Annotated in this window: 11 protein-coding genes; 4 read left to right on the top strand and 7 right to left on the bottom strand. The window is 62.1% G+C overall.

All coding sequences use genetic code 11. From position 1 onward, the window contains the following. The first annotated feature begins 77 nt into the window (after window positions 1-77). The 3 genes from mltG (at window position 78) to gmk (ending at window position 3,128) form a co-directional block, all read left to right on the top strand. A complete protein-coding gene (gene mltG, locus BN32_RS06985) occupies window positions 78-1,436 on the top strand; it encodes an endolytic transglycosylase MltG (protein WP_040425532.1) in 1,359 nt (452 codons plus the stop codon). 120 nt (window positions 1,437-1,556) lie between these two features. After that, window positions 1,557-2,444 (top strand): YicC/YloC family endoribonuclease, encoded by an 888-nt coding sequence (locus tag BN32_RS06980; protein ID WP_040426093.1) that lies wholly within the window; start codon window positions 1,557-1,559, stop codon window positions 2,442-2,444. Between the two features lie 27 nt (window positions 2,445-2,471). Continuing rightward, window positions 2,472-3,128: a guanylate kinase gene (gene gmk / locus BN32_RS06975; RefSeq protein WP_040426091.1), complete on the top strand. Its 657-nt coding sequence runs from the start codon at window positions 2,472-2,474 to the stop codon at window positions 3,126-3,128. 34 nt (window positions 3,129-3,162) lie between these two features. On the opposite strand, the gene BN32_RS06970 is transcribed toward gmk, so the two are convergent. Then, entirely contained in the window at window positions 3,163-4,221 is a 1,059-nt protein-coding gene (locus tag BN32_RS06970) for a hypothetical protein (RefSeq protein WP_019197417.1), read from the bottom strand. 223 nt (window positions 4,222-4,444) lie between these two features. On the opposite strand from BN32_RS06970, the gene BN32_RS06965 reads away from it, so the two are divergent. Next, window positions 4,445-5,119 (top strand): spermidine synthase, encoded by a 675-nt coding sequence (locus BN32_RS06965; RefSeq protein WP_019197416.1) that lies wholly within the window; start codon window positions 4,445-4,447, stop codon window positions 5,117-5,119. A gap of 4 nt (window positions 5,120-5,123) precedes the next feature. On the opposite strand, the gene BN32_RS06960 is transcribed toward BN32_RS06965, so the two are convergent. The 6 genes from BN32_RS06960 to lptG form a co-directional block, all read right to left on the bottom strand. Beyond that, window positions 5,124-6,182 carry an alcohol dehydrogenase gene (locus BN32_RS06960; RefSeq protein WP_019197415.1) on the bottom strand — a complete coding sequence of 353 codons (1,059 nt, stop codon included), beginning with the start codon at window positions 6,180-6,182 and terminating at the stop codon, window positions 5,124-5,126. Between the two features lie 14 nt (window positions 6,183-6,196). Further along, a complete protein-coding gene (rsmA, locus tag BN32_RS06955; RefSeq protein WP_019197414.1) occupies window positions 6,197-7,063 on the bottom strand; it encodes a 16S rRNA (adenine(1518)-N(6)/adenine(1519)-N(6))-dimethyltransferase RsmA in 867 nt (288 codons plus the stop codon). After that, window positions 7,060-8,067, bottom strand: coding sequence for a 4-hydroxythreonine-4-phosphate dehydrogenase PdxA (gene pdxA / locus BN32_RS06950; protein ID WP_019197413.1), 1,008 nt, complete (start codon window positions 8,065-8,067; stop codon window positions 7,060-7,062). Before pdxA ends, rsmA begins: the two co-directional genes overlap by 4 nt. Before the next feature lie 37 nt (window positions 8,068-8,104). Then, window positions 8,105-9,034, bottom strand: coding sequence for a peptidylprolyl isomerase (locus BN32_RS06945; protein WP_019197412.1), 930 nt, complete (start codon window positions 9,032-9,034; stop codon window positions 8,105-8,107). A gap of 186 nt (window positions 9,035-9,220) precedes the next feature. Beyond that, complete coding sequence (locus BN32_RS06940; protein ID WP_040426089.1) at window positions 9,221-11,596, bottom strand: LPS-assembly protein LptD; 2,376 nt, start codon at window positions 11,594-11,596, stop codon at window positions 9,221-9,223. Window positions 11,597-11,697: 101 nt separating this feature from the next. Continuing rightward, a complete protein-coding gene (gene lptG, locus BN32_RS06935; RefSeq protein WP_019197409.1) occupies window positions 11,698-12,786 on the bottom strand; it encodes an LPS export ABC transporter permease LptG in 1,089 nt (362 codons plus the stop codon). Between the last annotated feature and the right edge of the window lie 244 nt (window positions 12,787-13,030).

The following is a 13,030-nucleotide window of genomic DNA, read 5'->3' as shown; positions in this document are numbered from 1 at the left end:
GACATAATTTCTCTCACGGACGTGCGTATAATACTGAACAATAACATTAATACGTCGGCAGAATTCAGGTTGCTTCGATGAGCCAGAGACCACCTATCGCGCCCCGCAGTCCACGCGCGGCGCTTGAGCCGGAACAGGTTCCGCAGCCACCAAAGCACTCGCAGCGAGCACGAAGCACGTTCGTCGTGGTTGGCAATGCGATCATGACGTTTCTGGTTGTGGCGATGCTGGGCGTCGGAGCCGTGTTTTTCTACGGCAAGAAAACCATGGAAGCCAAAGGCCCGCTGACAGAGGACAAGGTCGTCAACATTCCGCCGCGCGCCGGCATGACCGACATCAGCGACATCCTTCAGCGTGCCGGCGTTATTCCGGCGGATCGCTGGAACCTGACCTTTATCGGCAGCGTGCTGGCGCTCAATGCGCGCTCCGGTTTGAAGTCCGGCGAATATCTGTTCCAGAAGAACGCCAGCCTGCGCGATGTCATCGGTACGATTGTCGATGGCAAGGTGGTGCAGCATTCCATTACGATTCCGGAAGGCCTGACCTCGGAGCAGATCGTTGCCCGGCTTCAGGATAACGATATTTTTACCGGCGCTTTGAAGGAGCAGCCGCGCGAAGGCACGTTGTTGCCCGACACCTACAATTTCCCGCGCGGCACGCCACGCGATCAGGTGATCCACCGCATGCAGCAGGCGCAAAAGAAGGTCCTCGCCGAGGTGTGGGCGCGCCGCAATGCCGATATCCCGGTCCGCTCTCCTGAACAACTCGTGACGCTGGCGTCCATCGTCGAGAAGGAAACCGGCCGGGCCGACGAGCGCAGCCGCGTCGCTGCCGTTTTCACCAACCGTTTGCGTCAGCGCATCAAGCTGCAGTCCGATCCAACCATCATCTATGGCCTGGTCGGCGGCAAGGGCACCCTCGGCCGGCCGATCAAGCGCAGCGAGATCACTCAGCCGTCACCTTACAACACCTATGTGATCGACGGACTTCCACCAGGTCCGATCGCCAATCCCGGCCGCGCGTCGCTCGAAGCGACCGCGAATCCGGCACGCACCCGCGATCTGTTCTTCGTCGCCGACGGCACCGGCGGTCATTCCTTCACCGAAACCTACGACCAGCACCAGAAGGGCGTTGCCAAGCTGCGCGCGATGGAGCGGCAGCAGCAGAACGATACCGTGGATGCCGACGATCAGCCGCCGGTCGCTGCTGTGCCGGCGCCCGCGACAGGCGCGCCGCCTGCCGCGGCAGCTCCCTCAAAACCCCCAGGCGCGGCCCCCAAGGCTGCTCCAAAGGCGGCACCTAAGGCTTCCGCACCCGCCAGCATCATCGCAAACGAGCCGGCGGCGGATGGCGCGGCATCGCGCAAGCGCACCGCAAAGCGCGCCCCGGCTGCGGCGCCTGCCGAGCCGGAGCCCGAAGAAGAGAAGACGCAGTAACGCGGCCTCTCTCTTGCGTGCCTTGCCGATTTCAGGGACAAGCTCAATCCTGACGTGAGCCGGTCTGGCGGTTCGCAAGTCCGCATTTTTCAGGACACCAAGGACGGAGACACTTTCGCGATGGCGCTGTCGAGCATGACCGGCTTTGCGCGAAGCCACGGCACCAGCGGACCCTATGCGTTCGAATGGGAATTGAAATCGGTTAACGCCAAAGGCTTTGATTTCAGGATGCGTCTGCCAGCAGGGTGGGACGACGTCGAGACCGCAGCCCGCAAACGCGCGACCGAACTGCTATCGCGCGGTACCGTCTATGCCAACCTCACCGTCAAGCGTACGGGCGCAGCGTCGATTGTCCGCATCAACGAAGACGTACTGGCGTCGATTCTGAAGGTCGCTTCGGAGATTTCCGCGCGGACCGATGCGGTCGCGCCGAGCGTCGATGGACTGCTTGGGATCAAGGGCGTCCTCGAGGTCGTCGAGCCTGAAAGCGACGAGACTGAAATGCAGGCCGCGCGTGCTGCCGTTTCCGCATCGTTCGAGCAGGCGCTCCAAAGCCTGATCGACATGCGCAAGCGGGAAGGTGTTGCGCTCGGCCAGATCCTGTCCCAGCGCATGGATGAAATCGAACGGCTTGCTCAAAGGGCGGAAGCTGCACCCGGCCGCAAGCCCGAGGCGATCCGTGCGCGGCTCGCTGAGCAGATTACGGCACTGCTGGAGACATCGGATCGTTTCGACGCCGACCGGCTCAGCCAGGAAGCGGTGATGATCGCGGCGAAGGCCGACATACGCGAAGAACTCGATCGCATCGCCTCGCACATCGCGCAGACGCGCGAACTGCTCGGCAAGGGCGGAGCGGTGGGACGGCGGCTGGATTTTCTGGCGCAGGAATTCAACCGCGAGGTCAACACCACCTGCTCGAAGTCGAATGACATCGAACTCACCAATACCGGGCTTGAGATGAAGAGCGTCGTTGAGCAGTTTCGCGAACAGGTCCAGAATCTGGAATAGTAATTTCGGCAGACAGGGATTTGGATGATGGCGGCGGGGGGCACCTTGAGAGATGGTGAGCGGCGCGGGCTGATGTTCGTTCTGTCCTCGCCGTCCGGCGCGGGAAAGTCCACGCTGGCGCGCATGTTGATCGAGAAGATGCACGATCTGCGAATGTCGGTATCGGTGACGACGCGCGCGAAGCGCCCCGGCGAAGTTGACGGCGAGCATTACTATTTCATCGACAAGCCGAAGTTCGACGCCATGGTGAAGGGCAACGAACTGCTCGAGCATGCGCCGGTGTTCGACTATTATTACGGCACGCCGCGCAAGCCGGTGGAGGACGCACTCTCCTCAGGCCAGGATGTGCTGTTCGACATCGATTGGCAGGGGACGCAGCAGTTGCGCGAGAAGGCCCGCGCCGATGTCGTCAGCGTCTTCATCCTGCCGCCGTCGGCGGCCGATCTCGAAAAACGGCTGCATACCCGCGCGCAGGATTCCGATGAGGTTATTCGCGGCCGCATGAGTCGCGCCAGCCACGAACTCAGCCACTGGGCGGAATACGACTACGTCGTCACCAACAGGGATCTCGATGAGGCGTATTCACAGGTCGTGACGATCCTCAAGGCCGAACGCCTCAAACGCGAACGTCAGACCGGCCTGTCGGCTTTCGTCCGCGAATTGCAGAAGCAGTTGGAGAAGTAAGCGGCGGGTTTCGCCCGCCGCTCAGAGGCAGGCGCTACGCCGCCGAACGCTTCGATGCCCGCGCGAGCAACTGTTCGATTTCGTCGGCGGTGTCGTCCAGTACAAGCGGCTCGGGCAGACTGTGCGCGAAGCGCTGCGCCGACGCCGGCAGGAGCGGGTTGTCCTGCACGAGCATTTCATTGGATACGTTCAGATCCCAGATCGGGCGGCGCTGGCCGTAGGTGCGGTCATCTTCACGCGGCTTCGGCCGGAAATATTTGAACAGCAACGGGCCCAGAATCGCCGCGAGCGCCAGCACGCCGACGAGAATACTCAACAGAACCCTGATCGACATGCCCTCGGTCTCGGCAGCCGCGATGGGTTGCTGGGGGCGCGGCGACGCGGTGCCAGTCGTTACCGCAGGCGCAGGTGCGGGCGTTGGAGCCGGGGCTGCAGCGGCCGTTGCGAGACGTTCCGCAGTGAGAGTCGGAGCAGGCTGCGCGGGTTGCGGTATTGCGGCAGCAGGCTGGTCGCTGGCTGAGGCGGCTGCGGTTGGTTCGGGCCAGCGCGTCGCGACGTTCCAGTTCTGCTTGTTTGCCGTCTCAGGCGCCGGCTGGATCGCAGCCGCCTGATTATCATTGCGAACATCGGTGTTGGCGGAGGGGGCCGGCATCGGCGGCCAGGTTGTTTCCGCAAGCGACGGATCTTCATCCGGCGTTCCCGCGGTCAATTCCGCCCGGGCGTTCGCGACGGATTTCTGGATGGGCTTTTTCGCGGCTTCCGGTTTCGGCGAAGGCGCGATTTGTGTCGGAGGAGGCACGTCCTCTTCGGCAGTGTTTGACGACGTTGGTTCAGTTGTCGCTGTTGCCTTTTTCGTCTTCCCGCCCGCGTCTCCGAGATACCAGCACTTACGCTTGGTGCCTTTCTCGATGCGGTAGTACCAGTGTGCGCCCGCCGGAGTTGTGGCCTTTGGAGAGGCCAGACATTCGTCGGCAGCGGTGGCGGCGCTTCCGGATGTCGCGCTGGCGGGGTTCCCCGATGCCGATGTGATGCTGATGATTGAAACGCAGCCGGTGATGGCGGCAAAGGCAATTGCGGCCGTGCGGTTTGACATTCTGTCCCCCTTACGCAACACGAACTCATTCTCGCGTTAGGTTCTCGGTGACAAGTTGGGTCGGAATAGGCCGCAAATCCGGACAGGCTAAGGCTTAATTCGGGCGAGCGCGCAGGGGGCAATTTGCTCAATTCTGGCTGGCATTTGGGAACCTGGATGGCGTAACGAGAGCATGCGCTGCGCCCGTTGCGCCCAACAGTTCGAACATTTGAGGACTTGATCGTTGATCCCGTGGACCCTGCTGGATACCGCGCAAATCCCCGGCGGCGGCGAGCTTCGCCTGATGCGCCGTGGCACTGAATTCTCCATCAAGCTCGGCCAGAACGAACTGATGAACAGCCGCCTCAGCGGCTCGGAGCAGGCGCTGGCCACGCTCGCGTGCAGACGCATCCAGACACGCGAACGGCCACGCATGCTGATCGGTGGCCTCGGCATGGGATTTACGCTGCGTGCAGCGCTTGCCGTGCTCGGCTCCAAAGCCGAGATCGTTGTCGCCGAACTGGTGCCGTCCGTCGTGGCGTGGGCGCGTGGCGAGATGGCGGAGATGTTTGGCGGCAGTCTGACAGATCCGCGCGTCACGATCCGCGAAGAGGATGTCAGCCAGATCATCCGGTCTGCGCGTGCGGCTTACGACACCATCCTGCTCGACGTCGATAACGGCCCGGAGGGCCTGACGCGCGAGTCCAACGATGCGCTGTATGATCTGAAGGGACTGACTGCGGCGCGCGTGGCACTGCGGCCCGGCGGCGTGCTGGCCGTGTGGTCGTCAGGACCCGATCCGCGCTTCACCCAGCGGCTGCGCAAGGCGGGCTTCGATGTGAATGAGGTCCCGGTCCGCGCCAACGGACCACGCGGCGGTGCGCGCCACGTGATCTGGACTGCGGTTCGGCCCGAATAATCCGTTAGTTCTTCAGCATGATACGGCCGACGACCTTGCCAGCGCGCAGCTGATCGATCCACTTCTGCACGTCGGCCATCGGCTCTTCCTTCATAGGCGTCGGCTTGACCTTGCCGGCGCGTGCCAGCGCCATCAGCTCCTGAGCTTCCGCAAGGGTGCCGGTCATGAAGCCTTCGACCGTCATGCGCTTGTAGATCCATTGCACCATGGGCAGGTTGAAGTTGCCACCCATCAGTCCCGACACGACGATCTTGCCGCCGCGGGCCACAACGGAGGTCGCGAACGCCATCGACTTTTCGTTGCCGGCGAAATCGACGATCCCGTCGAAGCCGCCGTCGGTTTCTTTGACAATGCGCTTGGCGATATCGGCCTCTGTCGGATCATAGGCGGCCGAGGCGCCGTTCTTCAGCGCCGCATCGCGCGCCGATGCACTGAGATCGGCGACCGTGATCGGCTGCTTGAACATCGCCTGCGCGAGCGAGACGCCCATCATGCCAACACCGCCGAGGCCGAGCAGCAGGAGATTGCGCTGGCGTTGGCGATCGACCAGACGCTTGAGCGCGCCGTAAGCGGTGATGCCGGAGCACATCAGCGTCGCCGCCGTGTCGACCGGCACCTGACCGTAGTCGATGAGATACTTCTGGTCGGGCACAAGGACGTGGCTGGCGAAACCGCCGTCGATCGATACGCCGAGAAAGCGGTTACGCGCGCAAAGATTCTCGTCGCCGTTGAGGCAGTCGCGGCACTGGCCGCAACCGATCCACGGGAAGACAGCCATCTTCCTGCCGATCAGGGATTTGTCCGCTTCAGGGCCGACTTCATCGACGACACCTGCGATCTCATGCCCAAGGGTGAACGGCAGAACCATGCCGCGCGTGGTGTCGAGCTTCTTGCCGCCGCCCAGATCCGCATAGCCGTCCTGAATGTGCAGGTCGGAATGGCACAGTCCGCAGCGCTCGATGCGCACCAGAACTTCCCGGCCTTGCGGCTTCGGGGTCTCCACGATGGTTTCGCAGAGCGGAGCATCGAATTTCACGAGTGACTGGCGGCGCATCTGAGCCATTGGGATTTTCTCCGTTACGGTGTTTTTGCTTTTGCGGCTGTTATATCTGCCAATTCGCGCGCCATGGCAACAAAGCCGGACACCGGAATGGTCTCAGCGCGGCGGGTCGGTTCGACACCGGCTGCGGCGGCGAGGGTGGCCGGGTCGACGTTGAGTGACTTGAGACTTTGCCGAAGCATTTTCCGGCGCTGGCCGAACGCCGCGGCGGCTACGCGCTCCAGCGCGCGACGGTCGCAAGGCTCTGGCGCGGCGCGCGGGATCAGCCGCACCACGGACGAGGTAACCTTGGGCGGCGGCACGAAGGCGCCGGGCGATATGTCGAACAGGATTTTTGTTTCGGCACGCCAGTTCGCCAGCACGCCGAGTCGGCCATAGGCGTCGTCGTTCTCGCGGGCGACAATGCGCTCGGCGACTTCGCGCTGAAACATCAGCACCATTATGTCGTACCACGGCGGCCAGGGCTCGGCGCACAGCCAGTCGATCAGAAGCACGGTCGCGATGTTGTAGGGCAGGTTGGCGACGATCTTCGCGCGCTCGCCACCGAGATGCGGCCGCGGATCGAATGTCATCGCATCCGCGTTCACGATGGTGAGGCGGCCGGGATAGCGCTGCGCGATTTCCTCAAGCGCAGGGAGCGCACGCTCGTCGCGCTCCACAGCGATGACGCGCTTGACGCCCTGCGCGAGCAATGCGCGCGTCAATCCGCCCGGACCGGGGCCGATCTCGACGATCGTGGCGTCTTCCAGCGGCCCGGCTGCGCGCGCGATCCGCGATGTCAGGTTGAGATCGAGCAGGAAATTCTGGCCCAACGATTTGCGCGCGGACAGTTCAAAGCGGCGAATGACGTCGCTTAGCGGCGGCAGATCGTCGATGGCGCTCATGTGCTGGATGCCGACGCCATGCGCGCGGCAAGGCGAAGCGCCGCGATCAGGCTTGACGGATTGGCGCGACCGGTGCCAGCGATGTTGAACGCGGTGCCGTGATCCGGCGAGGTGCGGATGAACGGTAATCCCAGCGTGACATTGACGCCGTCGTCGAACGCAATGGTCTTGATCGGGATCAGCGCCTGATCGTGATACATGCAGATCGCGCAGTCGTAGGTTTTTCGTGCGGCTTCGTGAAACATCGTGTCGGCGGGCAACGGACCCCGGACTTCGATGCCGTCAGCCTGAAGCATCGCGACCGCGGGCGCTATGATTGTTTGATCCTCGGTGCCGAGCGTGCCGTCCTCGCCCGCGTGTGGATTGAGGCCGGAAATCGCAAGGCGGGGATGGGCAATGCCCAGCCGCGCTTTCAGGTCCGCCGCGACGATGCGCCCGGTCCGGACGATCAGATCGCTGGTGAGGTGTGTGATGGCGTCGCGCAGCGGCAGATGGATCGTCACCGGCACGACGGCAAGTTCAGGCGACCACAGCATCATCACCGGATGCGGCACAGAGCCGTTCACGGCTGCGGAGAGCTGCGCGAGGAATTCGGTGTGGCCCGGATGGGAAAAGCCCGCGCGGTAGAGCACGCTCTTGGCGATGGGGTTGGTGACCACCGCGCTGGCGCGTTCGGAGATCACATCCGCGACGGCGTGGCGGATCGATGCTATGGCAGCAGGTGCGCTGCTGTCATCGGGACGGCCGGGCTGGGCTGTCGCCGCGATGCCGGTTTTGACGACAGGAAGTGCGTTTGCGAAGATTCCGGGAGCGTCCTCGGGGCTGACGTCGGCGACAGCGATGCTGGCGCCCAGCAGGCGCGCGCGCTCGGTGATGAATGCACTATCGCCGATCAGATAGAATGCGGGAAGGTCGAGTTCGCGCCGCTTCAGCCATGCAGCGATTGCAATATCAGGACCGATACCCGCGGGCTCGCCGAGCGTCAGCGCCAAGGCCTTGCTCATGGCGGCTCTCATCATGGCAGCGGTGCCGCGGTTGAACTCATTTGTTGCGCATCTCGATCATCGCCCCTTTGCGAACTTCCTCGAGATACGACTTGGATTTGGCTTCGTACTTCTGGTTGTAGATCTTCTCGCGTGCCTCGCGCTTGGCCGGCGTGTCGGCTTTGGTCGGCTTGCGGCTGCACAGTGCGACCATTTCCACGCCTTGCTTGGTGACTTCCGGTGGCGTCAGCCTTCCGATGGGTGTTTTGTCGAGCAGTTCACGCAAGGCCGGGGGCAGGTCCGCCGAGGTCTTGGTGAGCTGATCGCGGATCGCGGCATCGCGCATCGACCGGAACAGCGACTGCGCTTCATCGCAGCTCTGAATGCGGCTGCGAAGCAATTCTGCTTCCTTGCGGCGTGCCTCAATGGTGCTCGACGGCGAACCGCGCGGTACGATCAGCACGATCGGACGAACAAGATACTCGAAGCTCTCGGCTTCCTTGGCGCCGGATGGTTCAACGCCGGCGAGATCCTTTTCCGGCACCAGCAGGTTCGACTGGAAGCGCCCCCGTACCAGATTGCCCCAAGTCATGTCGGCCTTGATCCGGCTCTTGAGGGTTTCGGGACGGATGCCGTGACCTTCAAGCGTTTTCGAAAGTTGCTCGGGGTTCATGCGCATGCGCGATGCCATATTGCCGTACGCGCCATCGACATCCGACGACGACATGTCGAGGCCATATCGCTTGGCTTCCTTGACCTTGAGCTTGTCGTTGATCAGTTCTTCGAGGGCTTCCTGCCGCGAGACTGCCTTCTGCGACGTAAGCTTGGTGAGTTTGATCCGCTGCTCGATATCGAAATTTGTGATGGCCTCGCCATTGACCATCGCCGCGACGGACTGGGCCATGGCGGCCGAGCCGAAGCCCGACACGGCGAGAACGGCGGCCGCGAGCGAGACTGTTCGTGAGTAGCGAAGAAAAGTAGCGATCATATTCAAACCCGTCTTCAAACCCTTCCTGGCGAAGGCTGGAGGTTCCAGCGCGCGTTCAGCAATATCAACCCCGAGTTTGCGGCGTTAATACGCGTATCCGGCGAACTCCCGGCGGTTCCCGTGACCACACGGCGAGCGCCCTGAAATCTGTCATCGAGCTGGCTGCATCATCCTGCTACCGGAATATTACTGAGCAGCGCTAAACGAAGTGCTGCCGATGGTGCGCAGGCCGATCTGCAGCATGATGCGGTGATCGGTAATGGGGGTCGTGTAGTTCTTCGAGGTATACGCGTAGTCCGTGATGTAGTTGGCTGCAATGATGAAGCAGTCGTCTACGTAGCCCGCGCCCACGATGTACTGATTGACCGTTTGATTGGCGATGTCGTAGCGCAGTGCGCCAGACAGCATCCAGTTGGTGGCCACCTTGAGAGATCCGGTTGCCACGACGCCTTCGCGGCGCGTGAGGAAGCCGAGTTCGGGTTGTGCGTCGTAGTTGCCATACAGCAGGCTCACTCCGAAGCGGTCGAAATTGGCCCGGCCTTCGAGTTCGAAGCGCCGCACAGCTCCCGATGCCTCGTCGAGCCGGGTGCGGGCGATCAGGCTGTAAATTCTGTTGGGCTGATAGGCGATACGCGCGACATAGTCGGAGGCCGATTTGTCCAAACCGCTGCCGAGAGTAGTATTGGTCAGATCCTGCACGGCAAAGGAGTTCAGGCCGAACAACTGGTAGGACTGTCCGAACAGGACGTTGACAAAGCCACCGCGGTCGAACTGCGTTGTCGCCTGAACGCCGACATTGGCGCGGCCACCGCCTTCGACGCGATCGTAGCCCGAGAATTTATCGACACTGAACAGGTTGCTGTCGTCAAATGCAAAGCTCTGCGCGTCTTCGTTGGGAAGGCGGCCGGCGCTCGGTTCGTTGGGACGGATGATCAACTGGCCGATCGGTTCGATCGTCGTCGTGCCCCATGGCTGCACGTTAATGAACGGATAGCGATATTCGAGTCCGACCGTCGGCATCAGGCGCGCGGTCTGGGTGGAGCCAACCGGCAGGTAATTGGAGACGCCCGGCTGGTTGTCGATGTTTGCGCTGATCAGGTCGCCGCGCAGCGAAGCGAACGGCGTAAAGATCTGGCCGATAGAGTCGGTGAACGACCGTCGCCAGGAAACCTCGGCGGTCAGCCGCGTATAGTCGCCCGGAATACCGCGCAGCAGGCAATTCGCTGGTGTTTTGGCCGAGGAGTCCGCGCTGGGCAGGCAGGAGCCAGCAAGCAGCGCGCCGGGATTTATCGCATCGAACGACGCGGTCTGACGGCTCAGGCTCGTAAAGTTTGCCTTGTAGCTGAATTCACCGCCGAGCAAGTTGCGGTTGAGCACGTTCGAGTAATCGATCACGGGGTGAACGATCGGAATCTGATTTTGGTCGTCGGCGGCCGAATAGCCGAGGAAGTGCATCACGCGCGCGTCGAAATAGCTGCGGTTGCCGACGCCGGTGAGATAGATCTGCGACAGGCCCGTATCCGGCGTCAGCAGGAACGCATTCAGCGCGTTCTTGTAAGGACCCAGTTTGTAATCGAAGAAGAACGACTTGTCCGAGACCGCGACTGCGTCCCAGCCCCAGACCCATTTGTCGTTCAGCGCGAACTGGCCCTTGGTGTCGATGCCGCCGCGGAATTCGCGCTGGCCGGGCTCGGCATTGAACTGGTTCGGATCGTTCTGGCGGATGCCGTAGGCGCGGATTTCGTAAGCGCCGTTGATCAGGCGCTGACGGAATTCACCCTGCATCAGCAGGCCCTGCTTGGTGGTATAGCGCGGCGTCAAGGTTGCGTCGTAGTCCGGCGCCAGCGCAAAGTAATACGGCACCTCGATGCCGACACCGTAACGGTTGCTGGACATGTAGTTCGGGATCAGGAAGCCGCTCTTGCGCTTGACCGTCGGGTCAGGCGTCGAGAAGAACGGCAGATACGCGATCGGCTGACCGAAGAATTCAAGGCGCGCGTCCTCGAAATACATCATCTTTTCGGTCTGATTGTGGATGATGCGTGCGCCCTTGACCTGCCATAGCGGCGGCTTCTTCGGATTGTCCTTACAGGCGGCGCAGGCAGTGTACACGCCGTTCTGGAAAATCGTGACCTCGCCGCCGCTGCGGTCTGCGCGCGTCGCCGCCATGCGGGTCTGATCGGCGGTTTCCAGCCGCAGCGAATCGACGAAGCCGTCGCGATAGTCGTCGGACAGGTCGAGAAGATTGGCGTGGGTAATCTTGCCGTCGGGGTCGGTCAGCCGGACGTTGCCTTCGGCGTGCAGCCGCTTGGTCTTCTGGTCGTAGATGACCTTGTCAGCCTCCAGCGTCGACCCGTTGTAGTAGATCTGAACGCTGCCGACCGCCGCGACGCGCGAGTTGTTGTAGTCGTAATTGACCTCGGTGGCCTGAACGAGCATCTGCCCGTCATTGGTCCGCTGGCTCGCAGGCTGCTTGGGCGGCCGGGGGGGAAGCTGGTTGTATCGGAACGCTTGCTGGGCAGACGCCGGTGTCACGTCGGCGGCACCGAAGCCGGCCGCCAGACTGAGAGCCAGAATGGCAGACATGACCGTGCCTTGACGGCGCAAGCGAATGCGCCGCCTAAACGCAGGCGTCCGTCCTTGGAGGGCGGCGACAACGGCCACTACCCGTCCTCCTGGTACAGCAAAGCCAAAAATCCCGAGAGGCCGCCCACACAAACGGGCAACCACGCGGCAGCGAGCGGATGCATCAACTCGGCCTTGCTTAAATCCTCAGTTACTTTCGACAGGACATAGAGCAGAAACCCTGCTGCAACGCCACTTAAAACCATCTTTTGCACGCCGCCGAAGCGGAAGAACCGCAGGCTCACGGCGGCCGCGAGCAACACCATCGCAGCCAATAAAAACGGGCGCGCGATGAGCTTCTGGTACTGCAGCCGGTAACCTGCTGTGGCCTGGCCGGAGTTCTCGGACGATTTGATGTAGTCCGGGAGTTGCCAAAATGACACAGTTTCGGGAGTAGAGAAGCTGTTCCGGACCTGGGCCGGGGTGAGGCTCGTGCCTAAGGTGAGGGTGTTAAGTTCCTCCACGGGGCTATCGAGCTTGTAACGACGCACCTGTTTGAACACCCACCGGCCAGGTTCAAGAGTGGCTTCCTTTGCCTCGATTCTCTCCCTGAAGATTCCAGAAGGGTCATACCTGAATATCGTGATGCCGGTCAGAAGCGCGCCTTGTCCCTGGCTCCGGGCGGCGTTGATGATGCTCTGTCCTTCGCTGGTCGACTGGTTGAGCCAGAAGCCTGCGCCGTCCTGAGCGGCTGGTGCCCTATCGGTGAAGATCTTGGTCTCCATGCCCTTGGCGCGTTCCAGCATTTCCGCCGACATCGGATTATAGAGTACGGTTGCGAAGAGGCCGAGCAAGAGCGCGCTGAGCAGCGCAGGGGTAATGAACTGCCAGGCCGAAATGCCGGAGGCGCGAGCTACCACAAGTTCGAGCCGTCGCGACAATGCGAGGAACGATACCATCGCGCCGATCAGAATGCAGAACGGCATCAGTTTTTCGAGCGACAGCGGCACGCGAAACAGCGCGGTCTGCGCGACGAATAGGCCCGACACATTCGGCAGGCTTCCGGCGCGGCGCATCAACTCAATATAATCGACGGTAATGACCAGCACGAAGATCGCGCCGAAGGTCGCGATCGACGCGATCACGAAACGGGCAGCGAAATAGCGTGCGAGAATTGTCGTTACCATGTGCGCAGCCGCCTTATGCCAACGCGGCCCGCCGGACGAGCCGTGCGGTCGCGAAAGTCCCGGCGGACGACGATGTGGTCATCCGGTAAACAGTAGTGTCGATCGACCCCATCGGGCAGCGGTATCCCCAACTCCAGCCGGATTTCGTGAGCGCGCCCCAATCTCTTGAGAGATTCCCCCAGGGCACGGAATCGAGCTTTCCGGCACATTCTTATTTCATAGCATCCCTTTGATTGGTCAACAA

It is taken from the genome of Afipia birgiae 34632 (assembly GCF_000308295.2).
In the GTDB taxonomy this organism is placed as follows: domain Bacteria; phylum Pseudomonadota; class Alphaproteobacteria; order Rhizobiales; family Xanthobacteraceae; genus Afipia; species Afipia birgiae.
The sequence above is the reverse complement of the archived record's forward strand: the minus strand, read 5'-3'. Positions and strand labels throughout refer to the sequence as shown.